The sequence below is a fragment of the Peribacillus sp. Bi96 genome (assembly GCF_918698115.1).
Classification (GTDB): Bacteria; Bacillota; Bacilli; order Bacillales; family DSM-1321; genus Peribacillus.
Window position 1 is genome coordinate 1 of the sequence record NZ_CAKKLV010000001.1, and the last position, 26,912, is coordinate 26,912.

Below are 26,912 nucleotides of genomic sequence, written 5' to 3' on the forward strand. Positions count from 1 at the left end.
TTTGAAAAGACATAACATTACACAAAGCATGTCCCGCAAAGGAAATTGTCTCGATAATGCGGTGATTGAAAACTTCTTTGGCTTATTAAAATCCGAATTACTCTATCTTCAAGAATTTGAAAGCATGGAGCATTTCAAACAAGAACTAGAAGAATATATCCATTACTACAATCATCAACGAATCAAGGTAAAATTAAAAGGCATGAGCCCGGTAGATTACCGGATTCATGCCCTCAAGGCTGCCTAATTAAATAAAGTGTCTAACTTTTTGGGTTCACTTCAATGAAGGGGCTCTTTTTCATGAACGATTTTATCAATGTTTTATGATCATTCTTCAGAAAATTTCCCCTTTAGGAATAGGGCTGAAAAGTTATATGTTAAAATTAGGATGAAAAAAATCAGAAAATATAGATAAAGGAGAATAAAGGATGAATGTTTATAAAATAGCGGTCATCGCGGGTGACGGGATAGGCCCAGAAGTGATTAATGAGGGTGTAAAGGTCCTTGAAGAAGTTGCTGGGATTGCAGGGGATTTTTCTTTCGAGTTTACATATTTTCCATGGGGCTGTGAATATTATCTTGAGCACGGTAAAATGCTGCCCGACGACGGGCTGGAACAATTGAAGAAGTTTGAAGCCGTGTATCTTGGGGCGGTCGGTTATCCTGGTGTACCGGATCATATCTCATTACGTGAACTTTTGCTGAAAATCAGAAAGCAATTTGATCAATATGTGAATGTTCGGCCTGTAAAATTGCTTCAAGGTGCTCCCTGCCCATTAAAAGACGTTACTCGTGATCAAATCGATATGGTTGTCATCCGTGAAAACAGTGAAGGGGAATATTCCGGTGCTGGTGATTGGCTATTCAAAGGCAAGCCGGAAGAAGTCGTACTGCAGACTGGGGTCTTTTCACGAAAAGGAACGGAGAGAATCATCCGATATGCATATGAACTGGCTCGTAAGACGGGCAGGACGCTAACGAGTATAAGCAAGGCGAACGCATTGAATTATTCCATGGTTTTTTGGGATCAGGTATTTGAAGAAGTCGGGATTGAGTATCCGGATGTTGAAACGAATTCATATTTGGTTGATGCCGCCAGCATGTTTTTTGTCAAACAGCCCGAGCGATTTCAAATCGTTGTCACTTCCAATTTGTTTGGTGACATCATCACGGATTTAGGTGCTGCCATCGCAGGCGGGATGGGACTGGCGGCAGGAGCCAATTTAAACCCGGAACGGACATATCCTTCAATGTTTGAACCGATTCATGGTTCAGCACCGGATATTGCACACCAAGGCATAGCCAATCCACTTGCCGCCATATGGTCTGCCAGTCAGATTCTTGATTTCTTTGGGCATGAGGATTGGGGCGCAAAAGTGTTGGACGTGGTCGAACAGGTGATGGTCGATAAAAAAGCCCTGACCCCAGATATGGGAGGGGCAGCTTCTACAGAAGAAGTCGGAGATGAAGTGGCTGCATTATTATCCGCTTTACAAACAAAACAGGTATAATCATCATGAAAAACGGGCATCCTGCACAATAACTATCATTATAGTAAAAGGGCAGGGGAGAGCCGATGATTCAAGTGAAATTATTTGATTATGAGCATGAAAAGGACCTAGAGGATGAAATGAACGTCTTCTTGGAAGACATTCGTGAGAATCAAATCGTCGATATCAAATACAATGTCGCCACTTCGGGTGAAGAGGAAGAGGAACAGATTTACTGTTTTAGTGCGATGATCATTTATAAGAAAAAATAAAGTCATGAGGCCCTATCGTTTTCATTTTGCAAAAATATTAGACTACCTATTGCTGCACGAGGGGCAACCAAGGTAGTCTTTTTTTCATTAAGTTTTAATCTGCAAAACCCTGACTTTGTCTCCAGTAAGATATGTTAGGATGAAGTCGATTCCCCGCCATTGACCAGAAGTGTTTGTCCGGTCACGAAACAGGAATCATCAGAAGCGAGGTAGACAAAGGTGGGAGCCAGTTCAAACGTCTGACCTTGGCATTGCATCGGAACCGTGATGGGGACGTCTTGATAACGAGTTATCTTTCCATAATTCGCATGCATGGGAAACCCTTTACCAGATGATTTCTTTTTCTTATCTTCTGCCATGAGGAGTCCTCCTAAAAAAGAATTTAGACGGATTACTTTATGTCGGCCGGGCAAATGCCGTGCAACATGACTAATGATTAATAACCTCTGGGCAGGACTCGTTGCCGTGCACCTGGAATAGGCTGAAGGGTAGAAAAAAAGTCTTTGGATGTCTCAATATGGCCTATTATTATAACCCGCGTTATGTGCCGTATTATCCTGTAATTTAAGGACGAACTTCAAAGGGATAAATTAGCAAAGACTGATTATATCCTTTTATGAATTTTACAAACAAGCGGATTATAGGTAAAGTTAAACGTAATGCATAGTACGGACTGGTGTATTTAAAGGAGAGATTCTTTTTGGATAACAATATGAAACAACTGATAGAAAATATGCAACAATCAGGTGGAGGCCATATCTTATACTGTTTTAATGAATTGGAAACCTACATTGAAAACGAGGCAACATTCATTATTGCCGGTGTTGAGCAAGGAGACAATATCCTGGTCGTGGAAAATGATCGCATCTTTCCTTTCGTGCAAAAAAAATTACAGCTTCATTTAAATGAAGAGCAATTGAAGAAAGTGAATCTTATTAATAATTTTGATTTTTATTGTTTTCATGGAGACTTCCATCCTTCAACGATGGTTCATTATTTCTTGGAAAATATCGATTCATATTCAAAACAAAATCAACTCGTGCGAACTTGGGGTCATGTGGAATGGGGCCAAGAAGATAAAGCAAGCGTTGCGATAGGTGAATATGAAAAAGGAATCGATAAATTGATAACGGAACGAGGGTTGATTTCTGTTTGTGCTTACGATGACTGCAGAGTACCTGACGTGCTTAAAGCAGACTTGATCAAGCATCATGAAATCCTCATAACCGATGAAAAAATTACGATTTTGACTAACAGATAGGACAAAGGGGCGAAGAATGTGGATAGTTTTACTGAACGGGTTATTAAGATCATTCAACATATCCCTTCCGGTAAAGTGATGACATATGGCCAGATTGGACAGCTTGCTGGAAGCCCGCGCGGTGCAAGGCAGGTCGTAAGGATCCTTCATTCAAGCAGCAAAAAACATGACCTTCCTTGGCATCGGGTAATCAATGCCAAAGGCGAAATCGGCATAAAAGCAGAGGGAGCTGCGGAACACCAGAAGGCGATGCTGGAAAGTGAAGGCGTCACATTCACCAATCGGAATACCATTGACCTGGAGGCTTTTCGATATCATCCAGAAATTTATTAAGGATAGGCCGAAGGCGGCCGAATAAACAGCGATGAGGACGAAAAAAAATAGTGGAGGGACGAATAACGATGCGGCGGGTCGAAAACTGTGCAATCAAACGAAAAAAGAGGGCTGCCTGCGGAATTACCGAATTATTCTCCAGGCAAACGCTGAATGAATGCCACTACAAACGAAATCATACACAAAAAAAGGCTGATCCAACTAGATCAGCCTTTTTTGTGTATTATGAACGGGCATACATGGCAGCATTCAACCCGGCAAGTCTTCCGGTTACTAATGCCGATGTTATATTATAGCCGCCTGTGTATCCGTGTATATCCAAAATTTCACCGCAGAAATACAGTCCGTCCATTAGTTTGGAAGCCATTTCTTTTGGATGGATTTCTTTGACGGATACGCCGCCGCCTGTGACGAAGGCCTTCTCTAGCGGCTGGGTGCCGTGTACTCCAAATTGGAATTCCTTGCATAGTTCAGCAAATCGGCGAATTTTCTCATTTGAGATCGTCGCTCCTTGTTCTTGAAGGTCGATGCCGCTTCGTTCAAGCAGGAAGTGAAGATACCGTTCCGGAACCAACCCTTTTAATGTATTTTTAATGGCTTTTTTCGGTTCGGCTTTGATTTCTTTTATGATGTCTTGAAAGACTTCTTCCTTGTTTCGATCGGGAAGGGCATCGAGTTTCATGGTCACTTCCGAGAGGTTCCACTTTTTCATCGCTTTCACGACGAATTGGCTGCATCTTAGTACAGCTGGACCAGAGACGCCAAAATGGGTGAAGAGCATATCCATTTGGTGCGTAATCAAGGCCTTGCCTTTTGGATTAAGGACACTCAATGAAACACCCCGGAGTGCGAGACCCTGAAGCGTTCGATCTTTAATGAATGTTTCTTGGCTAAGCAAGGGAACTTCAGTCGGGAACAGTTCAGTAATCGTATGCCCCGCCTTTTTAGCCCATGCATAGCCGTCGCCGGTTGAACCGGTATGGGGAACTGATTTTCCACCGACAGCGATCACGACTGCATCTGAATCAATTGTCTGTCCATCTTTCAACCGGACACTGCTTGTTTTTCCATGTTCATAGAGTACTTCAGCAACTGGGGAGTTCTTATAAATCGTAACCTTTAAATGCGACAGGCGCGTCAGCAGGGCATCCACGACACTTTGTGCCTTATCGTTTACAGGGAACATCCGGCCATGGTCCTCTTCTTTTAGAGCAACGCCCAATTTTTCAAAGAATTGAATAATGTCTTCATTGTTGAACTCTGAGAAAGCACTGTATAGAAATCGCCCGTTTCCAGGGATATGCTGAATGATTTCATCGATAGAGAGCCTATTCGTCACGTTGCAGCGTCCTCCGCCCGAGATTGCAAGTTTCCTTCCAAGCTTCTCGCCTTTATCCACTAACAATACATGGGCACCTTTTTCCCCGGCTGCAATTGCTGCCATCAATCCGGAAGGGCCGCCGCCAATTACCACTACATCATATTTCATATTGATCACCACTTTATCATTTTCAGTCCCTCTATTATATAGCAAGAGCCCGTCAGATTGCGAATGTAGAAAAAGAGGAATGATTTGTTTGTGTATTATCTTCGAAAACGATAAACTTGAGTGTAGTTTTCTATAGAAAAAAAACTTTATTATGTTAAGATAAAAAGCGTGTTAAACGTAACTGACAGAGGCAGGATGGGATTAGATGTCGTCTAAATTTTTAAAAGGGGCTTTTATATTAACGCTGGGAGCGATCATTTCCAAGGTTCTTGGTTTATTTTATGTCATCCCATTTGAACATATGGTTGGGAATAAAGGGGCTTCACTCTATTCATATGGGTATATCCCCTATACCATTTTCATCAGTTTTGCAACGGCAGGCATGCCGCTTGCTGTTTCTAAATTCATTTCGAAGTATAATGCGCTTGAGGAATACGCGGTCGGTGAGAAGTTATTTAAATCGAGCCTGAAATTAATGGTTGTTACCGGTTTTCTTGCCTTCTTGATTCTCTATACGATGGCACCGATGTTTACTGAAGTCTTTGGTGTCAGGAAGGAAGATGTCAGGGATGTCACGGCGGTCATACGGGCAGTCAGCTTCGCCCTGATTTTTGTACCGTTCATGAGTATCATCCGCGGTTATTTTCAAGGACATGAGGCGATGGAGCCGACGGCCATTTCGCAGGTTGTTGAACAAATTGTCCGCATCGTGTTCCTTCTGGCCGGTGTTTATGTTGTATTAAATGTCCTGGATGGAGAATTAGTGAAGGCCATTCAAATAGCTACGTTCGCGGCGACGGTCGGGGCTGTCGGCGGTTTAGTGGTGTTATTTTGGTATTGGAAAAAACAAAAACCCCGTTTGGACAGCTTGATGGAGAATGACCGGGGGACGATGGACATTTCCCTGCCGGAGATTTATAAAGAAATATTTCTTTCGTCGATTCCTTTCATATTTGTCGGAATCGCGATGCCATTGTTTCAGTTTGCGGACTTATTGTCTTTCAATAAAGCGATGGCTTCCATCGGTTTACAGCATGTTGCTAAAGATGCCCTTGGGGTTTTGAATGTATATGCCCAGAAGCTTGTCGTAATTCCTATGACGCTTGCAACCGGGTTTTCGATGGCGCTTCTTCCCTCGGTGACGAAGGCATATGCAAGTGAGAATACCGAAGAGTTCAACCGCCAGCTGGACCAAGCCTTTCAAATTTTGTTGTTCATTACGATTCCCGCTGTCGTTGGGATGTCGGTGCTGGCCGATCCAATCTATAGCGCCTTTTACAGCCATGATCCACTTGGAATCAGTGTCCTGAAGGCATATGCGCCCGTTTCCATTTTGTTTGCACTCTTTTCCATTACGGCGGCTGTTTTACAAGGGATCAATCAGCAAAAATATACGGTGCTCAGCCTGCTTTTAGGTTTTTTAATCAAATTGAGCTTGAATATCCCCATGATCAAGCTGTTTGAAACGGAAGGTTCCGTTTATGCAACGGCATTTGGCTATTTAGCTGCGGTCTTGCTGAATATGTATGTCATTACCTACTTTACTGGATATCGTTATAGCCTTACTATCAGAAGGAGCGTATTGATCACTGTTTTTTCCGCGATAATGGGACTGTCGGTATGGGGCATGAACAGTTTATTAGCGCTGTGGTTTACAACGGAAGGGCGATTCCAAGCGATCCTGATCGTGGCCATTTGTGCCACTTTCGGAGCTCTCATTTTTGCAGCACTTTCCTTGAAAAGCAAACTGGCCCATCGCCTATTCGGAACCCGTATCGATCGTTTAAAAGAAAAATTAGGATTATAAGATAGAAGTTTGATGTGTAAAATAAAGGGTATAAAATAAGTGAATTCCCAGATTAAATTATATTGGCCTTGCCTGTCATAAAATGGGCAAGGCTTTTTACTGAAAAGGCTTTAGGAGGAAACGATGAGAATAGATAAAATATTATCCAATATTGGTTATGGCAGCAGGAAAGAAGTGAAAAAACTCCTGAAATCCGGCGCCGTTAAGGTCAATGATCGGCTGCTGAAAGATCCGAAAGAACAAGTCGACCCTGAAGCAGAAATCGTGACGGTTCATGGTGAACGTGTTGAATACAGGGAGTTCATCTATTTAATGATGAATAAACCGCCAGGCGTATTGTCGGCAACGGAAGACAAACACCAAGAAACGGTCATCGACATCTTGGAGCCAGAAGATTCCGTATTCGAGCCATTTCCTGTAGGTCGTTTGGATAAAGACACAGAAGGTTTATTGCTGATCACGAATGACGGAAAGCTTGCCCACCAACTGCTTTCCCCGAAGAAACATGTCCCTAAAACGTACTTTGCGGTCATTGATGGCGAAGTGACGGAACGGGATATTGAGGCATTCCGCAACGGCGTGACCTTGGATGATGGGTATGAAACAAAACCGGGTGAATTGAATATTCTAAAATCAGGTCTGACATCGGATATCGAGCTGACGATCATGGAAGGGAAGTTCCATCAAGTGAAGCGAATGTTTGAGTCCGTTGGCAAACGTGTCGTCTATCTTAAGCGTCTTTCCATGGGAAGTTTACAGCTTGATGAGGAGCTTGAGCTTGGTGAATACCGAGAGTTAACGACAGAAGAGCTTGAACAGTTAAAAGCGGGCCAACCTGCAGAATGATGATAAGAGGAAAAATGAGGCGGACAAATATTGTCCGCCTCAAAGTATTTTACATATCGATCTTGTTCGGGTGGTCGTTCTTTTTACGATGACATCTTCACCTTTTTACTTGTTGTCGTCCAAAGGCCACGGCTTGGGCTTTGAACAAGGTCATTGTATGCTAAGACATTTAAATCGCGCTGCACAGTTCGAGGAGTGATGCCAAATTCTTCTACAAGCTCTTGAGTAGAAACCGTACCGTTATTACTAATGAACATATAAACGGATTTAATACGGGTTAACATGCGATTTGTTGAAGGTTTCAAAAAATCACTCCTTATTCTTTTCATTGTTATTCTGAACAAATGAAAACAACCGATATGTCGGACAGCATTTCAGCTGTCACTATGTACTTGCTATACCCACCCTATAACTCCTCGGAAACATTTAGAAAAAACAAGATGTCATTAGCTTCATTTTACTCCTTTGCAAAAGCAAATTCTATAAAAAGATGCTAATTGACTAAATATTACATTTATTATATCAAATTTTAACAAATATATTCTCTTAACATGTATAAAAATTAATAAAGATATGACTCCATTTGCTCATACTCACATTTTGCCAATAAACGATGCGAAATATGCATCTAAAAATATGATAAACAGCAAGAACGTTGACTATGGGGAATATGCATGTTATTTTACTAAAGACAGACTTTAAAACGTAATTGTTACGGTTTATATATAGTTGGAGGATTTGCTTGATGGCTTGCTGTAACGATGTCATAATGAGGTATTGAGCAGTTTAACCTATTCATACATAATCTAAAAGGAATTTAAATATATACAAATTCGAGGTAGAGCCATATGAACGAAAGATTAATGGAGTTTTTATTACGCGATGAAGTAACCAGGCTTTCTGGCGTGAAAAAACAAGTGTATGAATTCATCGTGAACGAAGAAGATTATCTTGCTTCAAAGGCGGACACAGTCGATCAATTTATGAGACTGCTTGTAAAGCACTCTCCACCCCGGCTCGCAGCCCGTCATTTCAATATGCCATATGGGGAAATTATTCGTTTCATGAATGAAATAGAAGATGAGCTGAATGAGAGATTAGAGGAAAGATGCAAGAAAGTGAAGTGGATGGACTACACGGAAAAGGACCAGCAGGCATTTGTGGAGTATCATCGAAAGTTATATCTATTCGTAAATTAATAAATTGGATCATGAAAATGCCCTGGTATGAAAGGGCATTTTTTTATTTGTCCGGAACTGTTAAACGGGAATCCAGCACAACCATTGTTTGAATGGACCATAAGAGCAAGAATGAGGACGATTTGGAGCTGGGTTGATTGTTAAAATGAGGACAATTAAATTTTAGGAGCAACTATATTGACTAACATTAAGGAATTCAATGAATTACACTTTTCGAAGGGCCTGTTGATATTGGGGAACGCCTGGGATCTATTATCGGCCTTGATTCTTGAGAAATCAGGATTCAAGGCGATTGGAACGACAAGCTGGGGTATTGCCAACTCCCTGGGTTATTCTGATGGCGAATTGATTGATTTTGAAAGACATTTAGGTATCATACTAATGGCGGATAATGTGAAAATTCCCGTCACTGCAGACATTGAAGCAGGCTATGGTGAAACCGCAGAAAAGATTGTCGATAATGTGTTAAGGACGGCAGATGTCGGTGTAGCCGGGATCAATATTGAGGATTCGCCCAAAAAACAAAAAGGGCTAAGAGATCTATCTCAACACTGCAGCCTACTATTAAAAATAAGAGAAGCGTTGGATTATAATGGGTATGAAGATTTTTACATCAATGCTAGAACAGATACTTATTTTCAAAAAGAAAATCCTTTCCCGGAAACAGTAGAGCGGGAAAAAGCGTATGTGGAGAATGGTGCCAGCGGAATATTCATCCCTGGAATAACGAACTATGATGAAATAAAGGAAATCACTTTGAATATAGGTGCTCCCCTTAATGTATTATCTTTGCCTGGATTAACGAATGGTAAGGAGCTTGAAGAAATAGGCGTGAAACGTTTCAGTTTCGGAAATGCCCTAACCGATAAAATTATTGATTTATTAGAACAAGATACAGCACGAATAGTAGAGCTGAATGACACCTCACATTTATATGGGAACTAAAACTGAAAGGATGCGGAGTATAATGGCTGTTGCTTTAAATCTTTCTTTTGAAGAAATGTGGGAGAAGATCATTGCCTGCGACCCTAAATATGACGGATTATTTTTTACGGCAGTAGAGACAACTAAAATATACTGCCGCCCTTCATGTAGGTCAAGGAAAAGTCGAAAGGGCTGGTTTCCGTTCTTGCAAAAGATGCCAACCGGAAGTTGATGATTCCCCGCAGAAGGGACTTGTCAAAGATGTCATCGCTTTATTGAAAAAAAATCGGGTGAGTGGAAGGCATCTGCTGCCTTATAAGTATGGAGGTCCTTATATATGTTATATAAATTAGATTATGAATCACCGATTGGAATTATCGAGATATCAGGAACGAATGAGGCCATCTGTTCGATAATGTTTGCTGAAAGGGATATAAAGATAAATATTATGCAAGATCAAACGCCCAAGATTTTGGTGGAGTGCTTTAGTCAGCTTGATGAGTATTTCAAAGGTGAACGCAGGGAATTTACATTTCCCTATATACTTGAAGGGACCATCTTCCAGAAAAACGTGTGGAACGCTTTAACAGGAATCATGTACGCTAACACGGGTTCCTATAAAGACATCGCCGTTACAATCGGTAATGAAAAAGCCATTAGGGCAGTAGGGAGCGCTAATGGCAGAAATAAGTTAAGCATCGTGATTCCTTGTCATCGGATAATAGGTTCAAATGGAAAATTAACTGGTTATGCGGGTGGCTTATGGAGAAAGGAATGGCTCCTTCAGCATGAAAGGAATTTTAAGTAGGATACTGGGCGCAACTTTATGGGAATCGCCGGGACCTAAAACAGAGTCAAATCCATGAAAATAACCTGATCTGACCCAATAAAGGATGGGTAAATTGGGCATTCATGCATATATCTCATTTTCCAACCGAAACCTTTGATTTTGGGGAATTCTACAATTATATCAAAGAGAGGGGCTACGTAATCTATCCCGGAAAACTGACGGACATAGATACATTCCGTATCGGTAATATTGGCGAAATCCATGAAGAAGATATCGAGGAACTTGGCAGGATCGTAGAAAAATATATGAAAGTGGTGACAGTATAAATAAGGTAGAGGGAATCATTTTGGATTGGGCTGGAACGGCTGTGGATTTTGGATGTTTTGCGCCAGTGAATGTTTTTGTGGATATTTTTAAGAATGCTGGACTGGAAGTGACGATGGAGGAAGCCAGAGCTCCGATGGGCATGCTGAAAATCGACCATATTCGTGCGATGCTGACCATGCCAAGGATATCTTCTTTATGGAGAGAGGAATATGGAAGGTCATTCAATGAGGAAGACGTTGAAAAACTGTATGCCGAGTTCGAACCGGCACTAATGATGTCATTGGCGGATTATACAGATCCAATTCCAGGGGTTATCGAGACAGTGGAAGCATTAAGAAATCGCGGCCTGAAGATTGGGTCGACAACGGGTTATACGGATACCATGATGGATGTTGTCGTTTCAAATGCGTTGAAAAAAGGGAATCAGCCAGATTTTCATGTAACCCCAGATGCAACCCATTCGATTGGAAGACCCTATCCTTACATGATTTATCGTAATATGGAAGAATTGAAGTTATCGGCATCATGGAAGGTTGTGAAGGTAGGGGATACCATTTCCGATATGCAAGAGGGAGTGAATGCAGGGGTATGGTCCGTCGGAGTCATTGTCGGAAGCTCTGAAATGGGGTGAGTTTGAATGAGTATACGAGTCTATCAGAATTTGATAAAGAAATTGTAATCTCCAAAACTGCAAACTCTTTTATGCAAAATGGGGCTGATTTTACGATTAAAACGATGAATGAACTTCCCGGTATTATCGAAAGAATTAATAGTCTTATTTCAGATGGTAAGAGACCTCGTACAAACTAAACATTAATTATAGTAAAAAAAGTGTAGCATATACTCTATTCTTGATTGAGAAAGAATAGAGTATATGCTGCATCTTTTTTATTTGTCGGCTGTGTAAAAAGGGTTGTAGGGGACTTAATCGACCTAGAGGTTTCCATCATTTCAAGTGACAATTATTGTGTCTAAGATGTTTTTCATCTTTCTTTTAAACTTCGTTACTTTATTTTAAATCTACACCATAATTTTCTTCGATTTTCAATACTGGTGGCTGTTTTTTTAGTCCTTTTGTCAATACAAGTAAATAAATGAAGCCTATTATTAACCAACTTACTCCAAGTACTTTTGAGTGCGCATCAAGATTCACAAGTAGTAAAATATCAAGAGCAGCTCCAATAATGGGAACAAATAAATATAAGACAGTTCCTTTTACCGAACGTTCTCTATTTCTAATATAATAATGAGCAATTACTGAAATATTAACACAAGTGTACGCAAGAAACGCCCCAAAATTAATAAATGATGCTACAAGATCTAAACTTAAAAATAAAGCAAGCAAAGAGACAAAACTAATGATCAGGATATTATTTACGGGTGTTCTATATTTCGGATGCAGGGTGCCAAAGAACTTTTCAGGAAACTGTCCGTCTCGCCCCATCGTATAGAGGACTCGTGATGCACTTGCCTGGGAAGACATGGCACTACCCAATACAGCTAATGCGTAAAGGGCAAGATATATTGAGTACATCGCCTTTCCACCAACAAGTTTAATAATTTCGTAGGCAGCGGAATCAGGATTATTAAATGTGTTATACTCTGGCCATACAAGATACGAGAAATATGAGACACTTGTAAAGATTAAACCACCACCAAGAGTAATTAAAATAACAGCTCGTGGAATTGTTTTCTTAGGGTTCACTGTCTCTTCCGAAAACGCTGTAACTGATTCAAACCCAAGGAAACAAAAGCATAATAATGCTGCTCCAGCTATTGTATAAGAAAAGGGTTCTTTCGAATTATAGAATGGCTCAAGAGATAAAAGAGTTGCCGTGCTTTCTCCCATAAAAATTTCCTTAATAGAAAAACCTATAAAGATAAGGATAAAAAGAAAAGCAAAAATCGTTATGAATGCGTTTACATTTGTGGCAATCTTCAATCCTTTAATATTAATAAAAGTGACGAGAATCAGCATACCTGCAATCCAGATGTAACTTGGAATTGTAGGAAAGGCAGCTGAGAAAAAAATACCAAATACTAAATAATTCACCATTGGCATAAATAAATAATCCATTAAGATCACCCATCCGACAAGAAATCCAACAGAGGGATTGAGCGATTTTTGCGTATAAACATAGGCAGAACCGGAAGATGGAAACGCAATTGCCATTTTCCCATAACTGTAAGCAGTAAACATCATTACCACTAGAGCAACTATCATTGCCCCTGGAACCGTACCGTGGGAAATATTGGCCGCAATACCATACGTAGTAAAAGCTGTGGTTAACCCCATAAATGAAAAACCAAACAATACAACTGGAATGAGTGTCAGTGTTCTATCCGTTTTCCTTATATTTGACATGTAAAATACTCTCCTCTTTTACCTGATTTAACCTTTTGTGAGAAATAGGAACAATATTATTACTTCCATGGCTTTTTTAATACGGTGGGTTTCTAGAAATCATAAAAAAGTCAGAAAGATGCTAGGGAGCCTGCTTTGAATTATCCATGAATTTGTTGTCTTATTTCCCCATTCCTCGTAAGGAATTTCGTCTGCAGAATAACAAAGATAATTCCTGTAAAAATCTTCTCGCTGGCATCTTTACTGACTCCTGGAATTTCTTTAGTAGCGACTTGTTCAATAACGTGTATACTGATTTCTAATCAATAGAAATGAAACGTAGAATATGAGATAACTCTAAAGACGCTTTATTATTTTGACAATAGTAACTCATTTTTTATATCTGTATAAGGCATGTTATGATTGATCCCAACTTCGTGATGAACAATTTCACCGTTCAAAGTGCTGATACAATTTCTTATTATTACATCATTTTCTACAACCTCTTTCAAACCATTATTCGCAATGTCCATAATATATGGGCCCGTTGTCATCAACATCATGTTTGTCGAGGTTTGTGGACATAGAGCCGGCATATTCGGGACACAGTAATGTAGGACATCTTGTTCGTAGTAAACTGGATCTTCTAAAGTCGTATAACGTGAGGTTTCAATTATACCCGTTCCTGCAATATCAATAATAATAGAATGGGGTTTCATCTTACTGACCATCTCTCGTGTTATGATAGGTTCGGTTACCCCTGGCATCGGATAAATTGTATTAATTAAAACATCACTTTGAATAAGTTCTTCGAACATTATATCTTTATCCCAACACAAAATGTCCACCTGTGGCAACTGATTGTTCAAATAATCGATGCGTTTCATTGATGCTTCCATGATTGTTACATTCAATCCAAGGCCCACAGCAACTTGCGCAGTATTGAGTCCAGCATTGCCACCACCAAGTATGAATACTTTGCTCGACGGTAAACCTGCCAGTTTCCGGAGAAGTATTCCTTTTCCACCATAACCATATTGAGCATATTTGACTGCTTCAAGCATTGCTAATGTTCCTGCAATTTCACTCATTGGTTTAATCGTAGGTCTTGTCCCATCAGGTAAAACGATTAATTCCATTGATATTGAAATAGCTTTTTTATCTAGTAAGGCCTGTGTCATCTCATGATTTACATCTTCCGCCAAATGAAACCATGCCATTATCATTTGATTTTCTTTAAGAAGGCCGTATTCATAGGGTTGAAGTTCCTTCACCTTAACAACAAATTCTGCCTTCTCATAAATTTCGTCAATCGTGTTTACTATTTTTGCTCCAGCCAAAATATATTTCTCGTCACAAAAACCACTAGCTTCACCTGCCATGCTTTGTATTAGTACTTCATGACCGAAAGCTGTTAATTTTTTTACCCATGATGGATTTAATCCCACTCTAGTCTCTGCGGTTTTTAATTCTTTAGGAACCCCTACTATCATTGTTCATTCTCCTTTTTAATTGTATTTAATTTATTGAACATTCTAAAATCTTACAGGGAAATGATAACCCTTTCATTAGACACGAGGTTAAATGTATATTAGTTTTTTTTTAACCAAGCGCTTTTGGTTATCTTGAACTTTTATGAATACAGCATTGGTGAGTAAGTGATAATTTTTCCATTGTATAACTAATTGTTTTGGTCGTTTTAAGTTTCAATACTCCACCGTTCATGCACACATATAACTGATGAAAAATGGTGTAAATGGATACCAGTATGAAAGATTCTCAGGTTGATTAAGGTATTTCATCAAAGCACGTAAAAGAACATTATTTGGGGTTAAACAGAGATAGGGATCCATATTTTATGGGCTTAGACTTTCTAGTATAGTTATAATAAAATGATACAGCTAACAATTATTAAATGAGGAGGTACACATGCTTACAGTACAAGATGTTCTTAAGCGCTCACTCTTTTCAAAAACGGAGGTAGTTGCGGGGGCAAACGGGTTGCACCGTCAAGTCAAATGGACACATGTCCTTGAAATTCCGTTTTTTGATGATACCATCTTTCAGGGAGGGGAACTGATACTCTCCACCGGATTTGGGTTTGAATGGAGAGACTCCTCTAATACTTCATTTTTGTTAAATCTTATCGAACGCAATGCCTCATGTTTATGTATAGAACTTGGACACTACTTCGAAAAGGTCCCTAATGAAATGATCGAGATGGCAAATGAGTATAACTTTCCGATTATTATTTTCAAAGAATTCATAAATTTCGTTGAAATAGCACAGGATCTACATTCGTTTATCATTAATGTTCATCATGAGAAGTTGGTTACATTAGATTCGATATCAAGAAAGTTCCATTCATTGTCACTCACTACTCATGGGTTATCAAATATTTTAAAGTTGTTGCAACAGAAGACAGAAGCACCAATTATCTATCTTCCTATAGAAGGAACACCTTTTTCGATTCCAGGATTGAAAAATGAATTTATGGAGCAGCTACTTCAAACCATTTATGAAGATAAAGAACACTGGCATGACCGGATTACAAATGATTCGCCCGTTGAATGGAAGGCATTAAACCATACTATTCTTCTCCAACCGATCGGAGCAATGGATCAAATCTGGGCGTACCTTGTTATGGTTTTAGATCGTGAATCGGATGAATTTGATTTCCTAATCCTTGATCGTGCTTCTCTAGCAATCTCACAAGACTTACTGCGCAAACATTATTTGGATGAAAAACGATTACGTTTAGAATCTACATGGCTAAATGATTTACTTTATAGACGCATCAATAATGAAGAACAAGCAAGGGGATTTATTTCGTTAAAACCTAAGCGTGCTTCTATACATTATCGAGTTGCAATCGTTGATATCGAAGATGCTCTTCATCCGTCTTTATTAAGTTTATCGAATGAAGAAAATGAATCTGCTATTTATCATTATTCTTTAAAAATTCGATCTGGGTTCGCAAAATATTCTTTTACACCTTATATCACATCTATAAGAAATCAGATTATTGTATTAGCTATTGATCTCGGAACTGCCGATTCCTCTAAGGCACGCTTCTTGAAAGTGATCAATGCCTTGCTATATGTTAAAGAAGGTGAATCTAGCCAAATCCGTATAGGCATTGGGCGACAATACCAGTTACTTTTGGATGCTCATACTGGGTATCGAGAAGCGCAGTTAGCTTTAAATTATCGTGCGTTTTCAACAAGTGCCTTTTACGAAGACCTTGGCATCTTTCGGTTGATACAATTAATTCAGCATGATCAAGATACCGCCCATTTTATTGAGGACTATCTTTCTCCTTTAATATCCTATGATAAGGAATATGGAACGGAATTGCTTCTGACTTTAGCAAAATACTTTGAGCTTGATCGATCAAAGAAGCTTACTGCTCAAAAATTACATGTTGTAAGACAAACACTCTATCATCGGCTGGAAAAAATAAAAAAGATTCTTGATTTTGATTTTGATATGCCAGAGAACAGATTAAACGTTGAAATGGCTTTGAAAGCATATCAACTCATACAACAAGTGGGAGTTCCTACGAAGTAGTTATCAACAGCCAACCACGGGCGCATAGGTAACAAGATTAAGACCGAGGATAAAAATTATTTAACAATAATATTCATTGACGTCCCATACCCTCATTCCATTTTTAACCTAACATTCATTCTAATACTCCATTTATCATTCATTCTTAATGAATGGTAAGTTTGCGTGATTGGAAATAAAAAACTCTGTTCATTTTTTAAATGAACAGAGTTTTTTAATAAATCCATATTGTAAAAAGTGAGAAAAGAGTGTACGATTAAATGAGAATGATAATCAATCACATTTGATTACCGGGGAGTGGACGTTATGGAACAGCAAGATTTATTTGATGTAACGGTTATTGGGGGAGGGCCAGCAGGCCTTTACTCCACTTTTTATAGCGGACTTAGAGAAATGAAAGTTAAACTGATTGAATACCAGCCACGGCTAGGCGGGAAAATTCATGTCTATCCGGAGAAAATGATTTGGGATGTAGGAGGGCTGACACCCACTACTGGGGAAAAATTAATTGAGCAGCTGGTGGAGCAAGGTTTAACATTCAATCCAACAGTCGTCTTGAATGAAAAAGTGGAATCAATCACACGTAATGAAGAAGGTATCTTCGTTTTACATACCGCCTCAGGGCAAATGCACTTTTCCAAAACGATCATTGTCGCGGTTGGCGGGGGAATTCTGAATCCGCAAAAGTTGGAAATAGACGGGGCTGAAAGGTTTGAGGTTTCCAATTTAAACTATACTGTGAAGTCATTCAATCGTTTCAAGGATAAAACGGTGATCATTTCAGGCGGCGGGAATTCTGCAATAGACTGGGCAAATGAATTGGAGACCATCGCCAAAAAGGTGTATCTGACATACAGGAAAGATAGTTTAGCTGGTCATGAATCACAAGCAAGGCAATTGATGGAAAGCTCTGCTGTTTGTTACTTGAATACGACGATTACAAAACTGATCGCATGTGATGATCATGCATCAATCGAGCATGTTGAACTGACGAATCATGAAACGGGAGAGGTTTCTTACCTGCCGATCGAAGAAGTCATCATCAATCATGGATACGAACGCGATACATCTCTGCTACAAAATAGTAAAGTGGATATTGCCATAGTGGATAATTATTATATTGAAGGTACTGCTGCCAGTGAATCCTCGATGGAGGGGATATACGCTGCCGGTGATATCTTAAAGCATGAAGGTAAATTGAACCTGATAGCAGGTACTTTTCAAGATGCAGCAAACGCCGTAAACAAGGCGAAGCAATATATCCAGCCTGACGCTCACGGAGTGGGAATGGTCTCTTCCCATAATGAAATCTTTAAAAAGCGCAATAGGGAATTGATCAAGGAAATGATGAAACCGGCAAGGGTATTTTAAAGGAAACGGAAACTGGAAGCAGGTTCGAAATGTCTCACCACGAACCATGTTGAATTTCTACAGTCTAAAAGCTCCAGGGCCTTATGTGTCCTGGAGCTTTTAGCAGCTTATAGAGATTCTTTAATGACCTTCTTGTAATGAAATACGGATAGGATTCCGAAGATCGAGTATAATGCCGTGTATAGTGCCATAACGATGATCATCGGTGTCCAAACTTCGGTCCCGAATAAGAACCATCCTGATTGAACTGCAAAATAACTATGAAATAACCCGACGACTAAAGGAATACCGAAATTGAAAACTTGCTTTGCTTGGATTCCTTTTAGTAAGTTACCTTGTGTGAATCCCAGTTTTCTTAAAATGGTATAATTAGATTTTTCATTTTCACTTTCATCCATTTGTTTGAAATACAGGATACAACCGGATGTGACGAGGAAGGTTAATCCCAAAAAGCCGACGATGAACATGATAAGACCCATATTCTTCTTCTGGTTGTTGGACATTTCAAATTGAGAATCATTCACATGTTCTTCTTTAAAACTCATTTTATTGAAGAAATCATTCGCTTTTTCAACTTCAGCTTCATCCTTCACATCAATGCCGATATTAACGGATGATACTTTTTGGATTTTGGGGTCGACATCCTTTTTCAAACGGTCGAATATCGTTTGGTCTACAATGGCAACGGGCAATCCGCCATTCGTGAAGTAATAAGACACGAATGTATCATCTTTCAATCCCATATATGTCTGCGGAATCACTTCATGTTTGCCTTTCAGCTCAATCTTTCCGGAATCCTTCAAGGACATGACTTTCTCCATCATATTACTGTATCCGCTGAAAAGGGTCTCATCTTCAGCGAGGTTGATTCCTTTAACGGATTCATCACTGATGACGGGAACGGTCATGATGTCCGGATCAAAGTTCACTCCTTCCAGGCTGGTTTCCATTATTTCCTTTACATTGACATCCACTTGAATGACATCTATCACCTTTTCGTCATAATCAATTTTACTGTCGGATAAAGCTTCTTTGAATTTATCCGCATCTCCCTTATCCGTCATCGAAAAATCGGTAGGGATACTGCTTTGTGCCATTTTCTCCGCTGAGTAGTAGGAGATATAGCTTAATGATAATAACCCGATCGCCAAAGCGGAAACGGTCGTGATGATCGTCAATAATACCGCATTCGATTTCATCCGGAACATGATGGATGAAAGGGACAATACTTCATTGATATTCAAATAGCCATTTTTCTTTTTACGGATGATATTAAAGATGAAGCTTACGGATCCTTTATAGAATAGGTAGGTACCGATGATGACGGTTGCCAAAATGAATATCATGGCCATAAAAAGCTCGGTCATCTGTGTAAAAGCTCCATCGAATAATTTGGATGAAACGACATAACCGGCAATGATTAGGATGATCCCGAATATCCCAAGAATCATTTCGAACATCGAAACCTTTTTCACTTTTCCTTCCGTCATTGAAGTCACTCTAAATAATGATAGAATGGTTTGCCTTTTAATGAAGGCATAATTCATCAACATGATGAAAAGATAGATGGCGCTAAAAACGAGCACGGTTTGAACAAGCGGCTGAAAAGAAAACTGGAGGGTAGCGATCGCTTGAACCCCGGTAATTTTAAATAAAATCATGATGATCAATTTGGAAGCGGCAAACCCAACGAAGATTCCTAGAAATACAGAACAGAAGTACAGGATTAAGTTTTCCACACTCAGGATACGGAAAATTCTGTTCTTGGTCATGCCTATCAATTGGAATAATCCGATTTCTTTACTGCGTCGTTTAATGAAAATGCTATTGGCGTATAAAAGGAATATGGAAACAATCGCAACAAGCAGGATCGATGCAGCCTTGATGGAGGCGGCCCCTTTGATCGTACCTTCCGCTTTATCCATCGCTGGGTCATATTGCAAGGTGACAAAAGCAAAATAAAGGGAAGCGCTGAAGACTAGGGCAAACACATACAGATAATAGTTCTTCAGATTTTTTTTCAAATTTCGAAAGATGAGTTGATTAATGCTCATTTTGCACCCCGCCCAATACACCTTGTGTTCTCATGATGTCCTTGAAGAAGGTTTGTCTGGTTTCTTCGCCTTTATTCAATTGTGTATATATTTGCCCATCTTTAATAAAAATGACTCTGCTGCAATAACTGGCGGCTACTGGATCATGGGTTACCATGATGATGGTCGCTTTGCGCTTTTGATTCATTTCGCTCAGTTTGTTCAATAAATCGGAAGCGGATTTAGAGTCAAGCGCCCCAGTCGGTTCATCCGCAAAAATGATGCTTGGCTCATGGATGAAAGCCCGTGCTGCAGATGTACGCTGTTTTTGACCTCCGGAAATTTCATTTGGATATTTATCCTTCACTTCATATATACCCAGTTCTTTCGCTACAGCATCAAACTTTTGTGCCGCATCGTTCTTTGGTGTTTTTGTAATGGATAAGGGCAGAAGGATATTTTCTTTGACAGTCAGTGTGTCCAATAAGTTATATTCTTGGAAAATGAAGCCCAGATGGTTCTTTCGGAATTCGGCCAGCTTCTTTTCTTTCATGTCGGAAATTTCTTTACCATCAATCGTAATCGTGCCGTTGCTGATTTTATCGATCGAGGAAAGGACATTCAGCAAAGTCGTTTTTCCTGAACCGGAAGCACCCATGATACTTACGAATTCACCCTCTTGTATGCTTATATCGAGACCCTTTAATACTTCTTGTTTATTGAACTTATTACCATAGCTTTTATGGATTTTTTTCGCTTCTAATATATTCATAACGATACACTCCTTTTTTTCTATATCCTCATTATAAAAGGCGATGTATTTCTTTTCCTTCGTTTGGCCGAACAAAGAATAAAAGCATGTGACACTTTTGTCACATGCTTGTGATATTCACGAATTCATTTCTTTTTGGGAAGGTCAAGGTCATGATCGTTCCCACTCCAAGCTCTGATTTTACGTCAATGGTGATCAATAGGGACGCTGCCGCGTTCTTGGTTAAATATAAACCCATGCCAGTTGCGGCATTGTCACGATGATTTGTCGTGGATGTAAATCCTTTATCAAAAATGCGGGGTAAGTCTTTTGGGTCGATGCCTCGTCCGGAATCCTTCACTTCAAGAATCGTTTGTTCGTCTTGGATATAGCTATTTATCGTAATATCGGCATTTTCGCTGTATTTAATGGAGTTGGTTAAGATCTGCCTCATGATGAAAGCCAGCCATTTGGCATCACTGAGCACTTCGGTTACATCCAATTGTATGTCGAAGCCAATTCCTTTTTGAATGCACCATGATTGCAGCGTTTTGATTTCATCAAAGATTATGATTTCCAAATCCGCATTCTCGATATACAAATCATTTTCGATGAAAGGCATGCGCCGTTGATGGAGCTGTTGATCAAGGAGAAGATGAATGCGCAGCCACTCATACGTCAAATGGGATTTCAGCAAGTCATCATCCAAGCGGTCAATCATTAAATGCATCGCTGTCAATGGTGTCTTCACTTCATGAATCCAAGATAATAATTCATCCTTCTCCTGCTCTAAAGTCATTCGACCAATTGAAGCGGATTGCTTCAATAATTCGGTTTGGTTAATGATGCTGTTTTCTATGATTTTTTCGAAAGGGCTTTCTGGTCCGGCTATATTCGTTATATCCAGATTGTCTTCCCGCGCTTCTAAACTTTTATAGAAAAACGTTTCTTTTTTATAGCGGAAAATCAAAAAGATACTGAACAGTATCAACGATAAAAAGACAATATATAGGATTGGTTTTAACGGAATGGCTGAATCAAGAAAAGCGACAAAGATAATGAATAAATGAAGAAAGATGTAGAATGTGATCCAGCTGATCCTTTCCGCGAAATATTTTCCAATCATGCATTTGCCTCTTCTACTGCGATATAACCCTGGCCAACTTTCGTTTCGATAAAATGCCCCAAACCCAGTTCATCCAATCTTTTTCGTAAACGGTTCACGTTTACGGTAAGGGTGTTATCGCTTATGAAACGCTTGTCATCCCATAAGCTGTTGATCAATTCTTCCCGGCTAACGATTTTGTTTTTTTGTTCAATGAGCTTTTTCAAGATGAAAATTTCATTTTTTGTCAATTCGATAGAGCCCGTTTCAGCGGACACAGTATTCTTCTCATAATCCACTGTAGCACCGCACCAAGTCTTCAATTCAATCTTTTCAGTATTGTAATTATAGACACGGCGAAGCGTGGCCTGTATTTTTGCAATGAGTACGTCGAAATGAAACGGCTTCTGGATAAAATCATCAGCGCCAAGCTGCATGGACATCACCATGTCGGTAGGATGATCACGTGATGATAAAAAGATGATGGGAACATTGGAGTGGGACCGGATCATCCTGCACCAATGAAACCCATCGAACTTCGGCAGCTGTATATCAATGATGACCAAATCAGGTTTAATATCCGTGAATTCCTGAACCACTTTACTAAAATCACTAATCCCGTAAATATCATAAGACCATTGTGCCAATCTATCTTTAATCTCATTGAATAACGTCGTATCATCTTCTATCAATAAGAGTTTAAACAAAGGTTTCACCACACTTTTTTCTGCTTTTCCTTAGAATTATATAGTAAAACCTTTTAAGGTACTAGAGGAGGGAGGAAATGGGAGCTGAATTTCTTCTGCTAGAGGAACAACCAGAAGGCTATTACGGGTTGTATGTAAACCACTATTATATTAGAATTGACAATAACGAATGGAGGAAGTGAATGTATGTCCGATTTTCCCAATTGTCCTGCATGTAATTCAGAATATACATATGAAGATGGTAGTCTTTTTGTTTGCCCGGAGTGCGCTCATGAGTGGACGACAGAAGTAATAACTGATAATAGTGAACAAAAGACTATTAAAGATGCAAATGGAAATGCCTTGAACGATGGTGATACCGTTACAATCATCAAAGATCTTAAAGTGAAGGGAAGCTCTTCCGTCTTAAAAATGGGTACAAAAGTCAAAAGTATCCGCTTAGTCGATGGGGATCACGATATTGATTGCAAAATTGATGGTTTTGGTGCTATGAAATTAAAATCCCAATTTGTTAAAAAGGTATAAGTGAACTTAGCCAATAAATAAAAGAACGGCCTAATAGGCCGTTCTTTTTTACGAGAATGGATACTCATTAATAAACTTTGTCACCGTTAAAGATTGAATTCTTAACGACCACATAATCCACATTCCTGATTGCTTCTAACTTGTTTCCTCCGGAGTATGAAATGGAAGACTGAAGATCTTGTTCCATTTCCTTCAACGTATCTTCCAAAGATCCTTTGTGTTCGACAAACATCTTTTTGCCTTCAACGTTTTTCTTTTCACCTTTTTGGAATTCAGAAGCAGAACCAAAGTATTCTTTAAAGGCCTTTCCATCTTTCTCGATCGTTTGACCTGGAGATTCTTCATGTCCAGCAAATAATGAACCGATCATGACCATGGAAGCACCGAATCGAACTGATTTAGCGATATCACCGTTCGTGCGAATGCCGCCGTCAGCTATGATTGGCTTGCTTGCCGCTTTTGCACACCAGCGAAGTGCAGCCAATTGCCAGCCACCCGTTCCAAATCCAGTCTTGATTTTAGTGATGCATACTTTCCCTGGTCCAATCCCTACCTTTGTAGCATCGGCACCGGCATGTTCCAATTCCCGTACCGCTTCCGGAGTTCCCACATTTCCTGCAATGACAAAACTTTCAGGTAAATGTTTTTTAATATGTTGTATCATCTTTATCACGGCATTGGAATGGCCGTGTGCAATATCTATCGTAATATATTCAGGGACAATGTTGTCATTTGATAATTGTTCAATGAATCCGTATTCTTCTTCTTTAACGCCGACACTGATGGATGCGATTAATTCTCGTGAATGCATATCTTTAATGAAGGTCAGTCGTTTTTCTGGCTCAAAGCGATGCATTACATAAAAGTAACCGTTTTCAGCCAAGTAGATGGCAATCTTTTCATCAATGATTGTTTGCATATTGGCAGGTACTACAGGTAACTTGAATGTATGTTTACCTAAAGTAACGGAAGTATCACACTCTGAACGGCTATTTACTACACATTTTGCAGGAATTAATTGAATATCTTCATAATCAAACACGTTTTCCATGTTATGCACCTCTATATACGAATATTTTTGTCTTTTTATATAAAAATTGTTCGCCCACTAGGTAATGTACATCATTTTTGACAGTAAGTCAAAAATTTTAATGGTTTTATTTTGTTTTTATTTCAGATAGATCGAAAATCCATTACAGGGAAGGAAACTGAAGAATACTCATGTATTTCAGTTTGTCGACTCCAGGCACTCGCTTTCCACGGGCGGTCCGGAAGCCTCCTCGGCGCTCTTTGCGCCTGCGGGGTCTCCCTTGGACGCGTATTCCCGCAGGAGTCTCGTACCTTCCGTTTTCCAATCACTTTGTTTTAAAATTTAGCAATTACCCCTTTTGTCTACTTTTTTGATGGTTGTAAAATTCAAATGGTTGGATTTCCACTTCAGGAACTCGCTTTCTGCGGGCGGTCCAGTAGCCCTCTCGGCGGTATTTGCGCCTGTGGGGTCTCCCTGGGACGTGCTGTTCCCGGAGGAGTCTTGCACACCCGTTCCAATCAACTTTTGTTTTAAATCTTAGATAAAAACCATTTTGTTGATAAAAAGGGGAGGCGGAAAGGGAGTGGATTTCTTAAATCAACTCGAACGTTTTTATTTGTCTGCAGCCAGAAATACTTATATATTTTCACCAATCTGTTCGACTTTTACACTTTTACGTTTTTTTACATTTTCTTAACGTTGACCGACTTGGCACTAGGTTAGAATGATAATAGGTGACGAATAAGAATGGGGGATTGGCATGAAGGTTGAATTACATTGTCATACGAACATTTCGGATGGGTCCAGTTCTTTTGTAGAACTATTGGAGATTGCGAAAAGGGAGAACATTGGTCATTTAGCGATTACGAATCACGATACAACGATGGGATTGCAGGAGATGGTGGAAATGGGAAAAGATCAAGGAATTGAAATCATCCCTGGTATAGAGGTTTCTGGTTATGATTTTGCAAGAGGCCGGCGTGTACATATTTTGGGCTATTTTGTTGAGCATGGACATAAGGCGCTTGAGGAGCTATGTAATCCATTGATTGAAAAGAGGAATGCAGCTTCAGAAAAAATGGTGGAGCGGCTAATCAATGCAGGATATCAAATAACTTGGAATCAGGTTTCTAAGTTTAGGGGGGGAACTGGTGTTTATAAGCAACATATCATGCTAGCGCTGCAGGAAGCGGGGTATACGAATTCTATCTATGGCGCTTTGTATAAGAAAATTTTCAGTCGCGGCCAAAATGGAGAAGAGCCAGGCATTGCTTTTATTCCAATGGAGTATGTAGATGCTATTCTAGCTGTGAAGGCGATTCGTGCTGCCGGAGGCGTTCCGGTCCTTGCTCATCCTGGACAATACGAGAGCTTTGAAATGATTCCTGATCTTGTAGAAGCAGGACTTGAAGGGATTGAAGTTCTTCACCCACATCATGGTCATGCAGAAGAGGAAAGGGCGATTCAATATGCAGATCAATATAATCTCATTAAGACAGGAGGTTCAGATTTTCATGGGGAGTATGGGGATAAACCGAATCGGCTTGGCAGTATGAGCCCTGGAACGGAATGTGTGGATGCTTTGAAATTAAGGAAAAAAAGCATGGCCATTAAATGATGTTCATGAAAAAAGGAATTTTGCTATGAGAGTGGCCTGCTCATATGCTGGATGAGCAATTTGAAAGACTGAACAAGGCAGGATGGTGTAGAAAAGATTCATAAAATAAGTATTCTTTTGTTCTGGTAATTGACCAGGACTTTTTTTTTACAAGAAAATCATGGTAGCTTCATATTTTCTCATTACACTGACTTTAGCAAGGAAAAATAGTATTAGGCAGATCGGATCGTTTAAAGGGGGATTTCTGTTGGCGGAAAAAAACTTTCTAGTGGATCATTTGATATCTGAAATTAAGAGCGGGACCTATCAATTGGATAAAAAGTTACCTTCAGAGCATATACTCGCTGATCAATTTAATGTTCCCAGAATGGTTGTCAGGAAGGCATATGAACAGCTTCAAGATTTAGGCTTTATCTATTCGAAGCAAGGTAAGGGAAGTTATGTCCAGGAAAGTAAGAAGCAAATTCCGTTAATTCTATCTGGAGATGTTAGTTTCACCGAGAAAATGAAAGAATTCCAGTTTTCCTTTCAAACGAGTACTATTTATTGCGAAGAAATTTCTTATGATCAGAAGATTTTTCAAAGCCTCGGCGTGGGAAGTGATGACAAGGTCTTTAAAATTGGCAGGCTTAGGTTAATGGACGATTTCCCGATTGCTCTTCATACATCTTTTGTAGCAAAAACAGCATTTCCTGAAATAGAAAATGACGGTCCTGACATTACCTCTATGTTTCAATATTATAGGCAGCGCGGTTATGTAGAATTCGGATCCAGCAGCAGCACACTGAAAGTGATTTTTCCTACTCTTTTCGAACGGGATATTTTGCAGTGTTCTAGTTTAATTCCACTTTTACAAGTGGAATCATTATGCCGGGATAAGAGGAGCAATCAAGTCCTTGAGCACACGGTCATAATCTATAGAAGCGATTGTTTCACATATGTTATATAAAAACTTCCATTCCAGATATCGTTCGAATTTACGAGTAAATGCTCCGAATTCACGAGTAAAAGTACGAAACTCACGAGTAAATGCTCCGAACTCACGAGTAAAAGTACAAAACTCACGAGTAACCCTCGAATTCATGAGTAAAAGCACGAAATCTTGAGTAGTGTAGACCCG

27 protein-coding genes and 3 pseudogenes are annotated in these 26,912 nt (G+C 39.6%); 19 read left to right on the forward strand and 11 right to left on the reverse strand.

The window, feature by feature from the left end; all coding sequences use genetic code 11:
• The 3 genes from LQ203_RS00005 to LQ203_RS00015 form a co-directional block, all read left to right on the forward strand.
• On the forward strand, positions 1 to 247 hold a 247-nt coding region (locus LQ203_RS00005), incomplete at its 5' end, for an IS3 family transposase (protein ID WP_230154431.1).
• Between the two features lie 181 nt (positions 248 to 428).
• Positions 429 to 1,511: a tartrate dehydrogenase gene (locus LQ203_RS00010; protein WP_230154434.1), complete on the forward strand. Its 1,083-nt coding sequence runs from the start codon at positions 429 to 431 to the stop codon at positions 1,509 to 1,511.
• Positions 1,512 to 1,576: 65 nt separating this feature from the next.
• Positions 1,577 to 1,762 carry a sporulation protein Cse60 gene (locus LQ203_RS00015; RefSeq protein ID WP_230154436.1) on the forward strand — a complete coding sequence of 62 codons (186 nt, stop codon included), beginning with the start codon at positions 1,577 to 1,579 and terminating at the stop codon, positions 1,760 to 1,762.
• Between the two features lie 134 nt (positions 1,763 to 1,896).
• On the opposite strand, the pseudogene LQ203_RS00020 reads toward LQ203_RS00015, so the two are convergent.
• Positions 1,897 to 2,022, reverse strand: a pseudogene (locus LQ203_RS00020) (SDR family oxidoreductase); the annotation flags it as partial.
• A 440-nt stretch (positions 2,023 to 2,462) separates the two neighbouring features.
• Between LQ203_RS00020 and LQ203_RS00025 the strand changes: the two are divergent.
• The 3 genes from LQ203_RS00025 to LQ203_RS27395 are packed head-to-tail and all read left to right on the forward strand — an operon-like array spanning position 2,463 to position 3,513.
• Positions 2,463 to 3,023: an MEDS domain-containing protein gene (locus LQ203_RS00025; protein ID WP_230154437.1), complete on the forward strand. Its 561-nt coding sequence runs from the start codon at positions 2,463 to 2,465 to the stop codon at positions 3,021 to 3,023.
• 18 nt (positions 3,024 to 3,041) lie between these two features.
• Positions 3,042 to 3,356, forward strand: coding sequence for an MGMT family protein (locus tag LQ203_RS00030; RefSeq protein ID WP_290370493.1), 315 nt, complete (start codon positions 3,042 to 3,044; stop codon positions 3,354 to 3,356).
• Between the two features lie 31 nt (positions 3,357 to 3,387).
• Entirely contained in the window at positions 3,388 to 3,513 is a 126-nt protein-coding gene (locus LQ203_RS27395) for a hypothetical protein (RefSeq protein ID WP_290370494.1), read from the forward strand.
• A 66-nt stretch (positions 3,514 to 3,579) separates the two neighbouring features.
• Here the strand turns inward: LQ203_RS27395 and LQ203_RS00035 are convergent, their stop codons facing one another.
• Complete coding sequence (locus LQ203_RS00035; protein WP_230154438.1) at positions 3,580 to 4,845, reverse strand: NAD(P)/FAD-dependent oxidoreductase; 1,266 nt, start codon at positions 4,843 to 4,845, stop codon at positions 3,580 to 3,582.
• Between the two features lie 205 nt (positions 4,846 to 5,050).
• On the opposite strand from LQ203_RS00035, the gene LQ203_RS00040 reads away from it, so the two are divergent.
• Together LQ203_RS00040 and LQ203_RS00045 are read left to right on the forward strand one after the other, a co-directional pair.
• The gene (locus LQ203_RS00040) at positions 5,051 to 6,652 is read left to right on the forward strand and encodes a polysaccharide biosynthesis protein (protein WP_230154439.1); all 1,602 of its coding nucleotides are present in this window, start codon (positions 5,051 to 5,053) and stop codon (positions 6,650 to 6,652) included.
• Between the two features lie 123 nt (positions 6,653 to 6,775).
• Positions 6,776 to 7,498: a pseudouridine synthase gene (locus tag LQ203_RS00045; protein WP_230154440.1), complete on the forward strand. Its 723-nt coding sequence runs from the start codon at positions 6,776 to 6,778 to the stop codon at positions 7,496 to 7,498.
• 83 nt (positions 7,499 to 7,581) lie between these two features.
• Here the strand turns inward: LQ203_RS00045 and LQ203_RS00050 are convergent, their stop codons facing one another.
• Positions 7,582 to 7,803, reverse strand: coding sequence for a DeoR family transcriptional regulator (locus LQ203_RS00050; RefSeq protein ID WP_034309346.1), 222 nt, complete (start codon positions 7,801 to 7,803; stop codon positions 7,582 to 7,584).
• Positions 7,804 to 8,346: 543 nt separating this feature from the next.
• Between LQ203_RS00050 and LQ203_RS00055 the strand changes: the two genes are divergently transcribed.
• From LQ203_RS00055 to phnX, 6 genes and pseudogenes are all read left to right on the forward strand, one after another.
• Positions 8,347 to 8,697, forward strand: a complete 351-nt coding sequence (locus tag LQ203_RS00055) for a hypothetical protein (protein ID WP_098372038.1) — start codon at positions 8,347 to 8,349, stop codon at positions 8,695 to 8,697.
• 177 nt (positions 8,698 to 8,874) lie between these two features.
• On the forward strand, positions 8,875 to 9,642 hold the full coding sequence (locus LQ203_RS00060) for an isocitrate lyase/phosphoenolpyruvate mutase family protein (RefSeq protein WP_230154441.1): 768 nt from the start codon (positions 8,875 to 8,877) through the stop codon (positions 9,640 to 9,642).
• 22 nt (positions 9,643 to 9,664) lie between these two features.
• Positions 9,665 to 9,890, forward strand: a pseudogene (locus LQ203_RS00065) (Ada metal-binding domain-containing protein); the annotation flags it as partial.
• A gap of 68 nt (positions 9,891 to 9,958) precedes the next feature.
• Positions 9,959 to 10,429: a methylated-DNA--[protein]-cysteine S-methyltransferase gene (locus LQ203_RS00070; RefSeq protein ID WP_230154447.1), complete on the forward strand. Its 471-nt coding sequence runs from the start codon at positions 9,959 to 9,961 to the stop codon at positions 10,427 to 10,429.
• Positions 10,430 to 10,533: 104 nt separating this feature from the next.
• Positions 10,534 to 10,737 (forward strand): hypothetical protein, encoded by a 204-nt coding sequence (locus LQ203_RS00075; protein WP_253074190.1) that lies wholly within the window; start codon positions 10,534 to 10,536, stop codon positions 10,735 to 10,737.
• A pseudogene (gene phnX / locus LQ203_RS00080) lies at positions 10,734 to 11,548 on the forward strand (phosphonoacetaldehyde hydrolase). Before LQ203_RS00075 ends, phnX begins: the two are co-directional and overlap by 4 nt.
• Before the next feature lie 199 nt (positions 11,549 to 11,747).
• Here the strand turns inward: phnX and LQ203_RS00085 are convergent.
• Together LQ203_RS00085 and LQ203_RS00090 are read right to left on the reverse strand one after the other, a co-directional pair.
• On the reverse strand, positions 11,748 to 13,103 hold the full coding sequence (locus LQ203_RS00085) for an APC family permease (protein ID WP_230154449.1): 1,356 nt from the start codon (positions 13,101 to 13,103) through the stop codon (positions 11,748 to 11,750).
• A 350-nt stretch (positions 13,104 to 13,453) separates the two neighbouring features.
• Positions 13,454 to 14,575: an alanine dehydrogenase gene (locus tag LQ203_RS00090; RefSeq protein WP_230154450.1), complete on the reverse strand. Its 1,122-nt coding sequence runs from the start codon at positions 14,573 to 14,575 to the stop codon at positions 13,454 to 13,456.
• 436 nt (positions 14,576 to 15,011) lie between these two features.
• Here LQ203_RS00090 and LQ203_RS00095 point away from each other — a divergent pair, with 436 nt between their 5' ends.
• Together LQ203_RS00095 and LQ203_RS00100 are read left to right on the forward strand one after the other, a co-directional pair.
• Positions 15,012 to 16,652 (forward strand): PucR family transcriptional regulator, encoded by a 1,641-nt coding sequence (locus LQ203_RS00095; RefSeq protein WP_230154451.1) that lies wholly within the window; start codon positions 15,012 to 15,014, stop codon positions 16,650 to 16,652.
• Positions 16,653 to 16,958: 306 nt separating this feature from the next.
• Positions 16,959 to 18,023 carry an NAD(P)/FAD-dependent oxidoreductase gene (locus LQ203_RS00100; protein ID WP_230154460.1) on the forward strand — a complete coding sequence of 355 codons (1,065 nt, stop codon included), beginning with the start codon at positions 16,959 to 16,961 and terminating at the stop codon, positions 18,021 to 18,023.
• Between the two features lie 107 nt (positions 18,024 to 18,130).
• Here LQ203_RS00100 and LQ203_RS00105 read toward each other — a convergent pair whose 3' ends face one another.
• The 4 genes from LQ203_RS00105 to LQ203_RS00120 form a co-directional block, all read right to left on the reverse strand.
• Positions 18,131 to 20,077 carry an ABC transporter permease gene (locus LQ203_RS00105; protein WP_230154462.1) on the reverse strand — a complete coding sequence of 649 codons (1,947 nt, stop codon included), beginning with the start codon at positions 20,075 to 20,077 and terminating at the stop codon, positions 18,131 to 18,133.
• Positions 20,067 to 20,828 carry an ABC transporter ATP-binding protein gene (locus tag LQ203_RS00110; RefSeq protein WP_230154464.1) on the reverse strand — a complete coding sequence of 254 codons (762 nt, stop codon included), beginning with the start codon at positions 20,826 to 20,828 and terminating at the stop codon, positions 20,067 to 20,069. Before LQ203_RS00110 ends, LQ203_RS00105 begins: the two co-directional genes overlap by 11 nt.
• A 100-nt stretch (positions 20,829 to 20,928) precedes the next feature.
• Entirely contained in the window at positions 20,929 to 21,933 is a 1,005-nt protein-coding gene (locus LQ203_RS00115) for a sensor histidine kinase (RefSeq protein WP_230154472.1), read from the reverse strand.
• Positions 21,930 to 22,619 carry a response regulator transcription factor gene (locus LQ203_RS00120; protein ID WP_230155327.1) on the reverse strand — a complete coding sequence of 230 codons (690 nt, stop codon included), beginning with the start codon at positions 22,617 to 22,619 and terminating at the stop codon, positions 21,930 to 21,932. The genes LQ203_RS00115 and LQ203_RS00120 overlap by 4 nt, the downstream gene beginning before the upstream one ends.
• Before the next feature lie 186 nt (positions 22,620 to 22,805).
• Between LQ203_RS00120 and LQ203_RS00125 the strand changes: the two genes are divergently transcribed.
• Positions 22,806 to 23,144 (forward strand): zinc ribbon domain-containing protein YjdM, encoded by a 339-nt coding sequence (locus tag LQ203_RS00125; protein WP_230154474.1) that lies wholly within the window; start codon positions 22,806 to 22,808, stop codon positions 23,142 to 23,144.
• A gap of 67 nt (positions 23,145 to 23,211) precedes the next feature.
• Here the strand turns inward: LQ203_RS00125 and guaC are convergent, their stop codons facing one another.
• Entirely contained in the window at positions 23,212 to 24,195 is a 984-nt protein-coding gene (gene guaC / locus LQ203_RS00130; RefSeq protein WP_230154475.1) for a GMP reductase, read from the reverse strand.
• 739 nt (positions 24,196 to 24,934) lie between these two features.
• On the opposite strand from guaC, the gene LQ203_RS00135 reads away from it, so the two are divergent.
• The gene (locus LQ203_RS00135) at positions 24,935 to 25,792 is read left to right on the forward strand and encodes a PHP domain-containing protein (protein WP_230154476.1); all 858 of its coding nucleotides are present in this window, start codon (positions 24,935 to 24,937) and stop codon (positions 25,790 to 25,792) included.
• Positions 25,793 to 26,039: 247 nt separating this feature from the next.
• Positions 26,040 to 26,741, forward strand: coding sequence for a GntR family transcriptional regulator (locus LQ203_RS00140; protein ID WP_230154477.1), 702 nt, complete (start codon positions 26,040 to 26,042; stop codon positions 26,739 to 26,741).
• Here the strand turns inward: LQ203_RS00140 and LQ203_RS00145 are convergent.
• The gene (locus tag LQ203_RS00145; RefSeq protein WP_230154478.1) at positions 26,708 to 26,857 is read right to left on the reverse strand and encodes a hypothetical protein; all 150 of its coding nucleotides are present in this window, start codon (positions 26,855 to 26,857) and stop codon (positions 26,708 to 26,710) included. The genes LQ203_RS00140 and LQ203_RS00145 overlap by 34 nt on opposite strands.
• Positions 26,858 to 26,912: the final 55 nt, after the last annotated feature.

Excerpts from the sequence above, each read along its gene's own strand:
- LQ203_RS00135 (WP_230154476.1), top strand. The coding sequence starts at position 24,935 with ATGAAGGTTGAATTACATTGTCATACGAACATTTCGGATGGGTCCAGT.
- LQ203_RS00040 (WP_230154439.1), top strand. The coding sequence starts at position 5,051 with ATGTCGTCTAAATTTTTAAAAGGGGCTTTTATATTAACGCTGGGAGCG.
- LQ203_RS00070 (WP_230154447.1), top strand. The coding sequence starts at position 9,959 with ATGTTATATAAATTAGATTATGAATCACCGATTGGAATTATCGAGATA.
- LQ203_RS00075 (WP_253074190.1), top strand. The coding sequence starts at position 10,534 with ATGCATATATCTCATTTTCCAACCGAAACCTTTGATTTTGGGGAATTC.
- guaC (WP_230154475.1), bottom strand. The coding sequence starts at position 24,195 with ATGGAAAACGTGTTTGATTATGAAGATATTCAATTAATTCCTGCAAAA.
- LQ203_RS00110 (WP_230154464.1), bottom strand. The coding sequence starts at position 20,828 with ATGAATATATTAGAAGCGAAAAAAATCCATAAAAGCTATGGTAATAAG.
- LQ203_RS00045 (WP_230154440.1), top strand. The coding sequence starts at position 6,776 with ATGAGAATAGATAAAATATTATCCAATATTGGTTATGGCAGCAGGAAA.
- LQ203_RS00105 (WP_230154462.1), bottom strand. The coding sequence starts at position 20,077 with ATGAGCATTAATCAACTCATCTTTCGAAATTTGAAAAAAAATCTGAAG.
- LQ203_RS00035 (WP_230154438.1), bottom strand. The coding sequence starts at position 4,845 with ATGAAATATGATGTAGTGGTAATTGGCGGCGGCCCTTCCGGATTGATG.
- LQ203_RS00100 (WP_230154460.1), top strand. The coding sequence starts at position 16,959 with ATGGAACAGCAAGATTTATTTGATGTAACGGTTATTGGGGGAGGGCCA.
- LQ203_RS00115 (WP_230154472.1), bottom strand. The coding sequence starts at position 21,933 with ATGATTGGAAAATATTTCGCGGAAAGGATCAGCTGGATCACATTCTAC.
- LQ203_RS00085 (WP_230154449.1), bottom strand. The coding sequence starts at position 13,103 with ATGTCAAATATAAGGAAAACGGATAGAACACTGACACTCATTCCAGTT.
- LQ203_RS27395 (WP_290370494.1), top strand. The coding sequence starts at position 3,388 with ATGAGGACGAAAAAAAATAGTGGAGGGACGAATAACGATGCGGCGGGT.
- LQ203_RS00090 (WP_230154450.1), bottom strand. The coding sequence starts at position 14,575 with ATGATAGTAGGGGTTCCTAAAGAATTAAAAACCGCAGAGACTAGAGTG.
- LQ203_RS00015 (WP_230154436.1), top strand. The coding sequence starts at position 1,577 with ATGATTCAAGTGAAATTATTTGATTATGAGCATGAAAAGGACCTAGAG.
- LQ203_RS00010 (WP_230154434.1), top strand. The coding sequence starts at position 429 with ATGAATGTTTATAAAATAGCGGTCATCGCGGGTGACGGGATAGGCCCA.
- LQ203_RS00095 (WP_230154451.1), top strand. The coding sequence starts at position 15,012 with ATGCTTACAGTACAAGATGTTCTTAAGCGCTCACTCTTTTCAAAAACG.
- LQ203_RS00055 (WP_098372038.1), top strand. The coding sequence starts at position 8,347 with ATGAACGAAAGATTAATGGAGTTTTTATTACGCGATGAAGTAACCAGG.
- LQ203_RS00125 (WP_230154474.1), top strand. The coding sequence starts at position 22,806 with ATGTCCGATTTTCCCAATTGTCCTGCATGTAATTCAGAATATACATAT.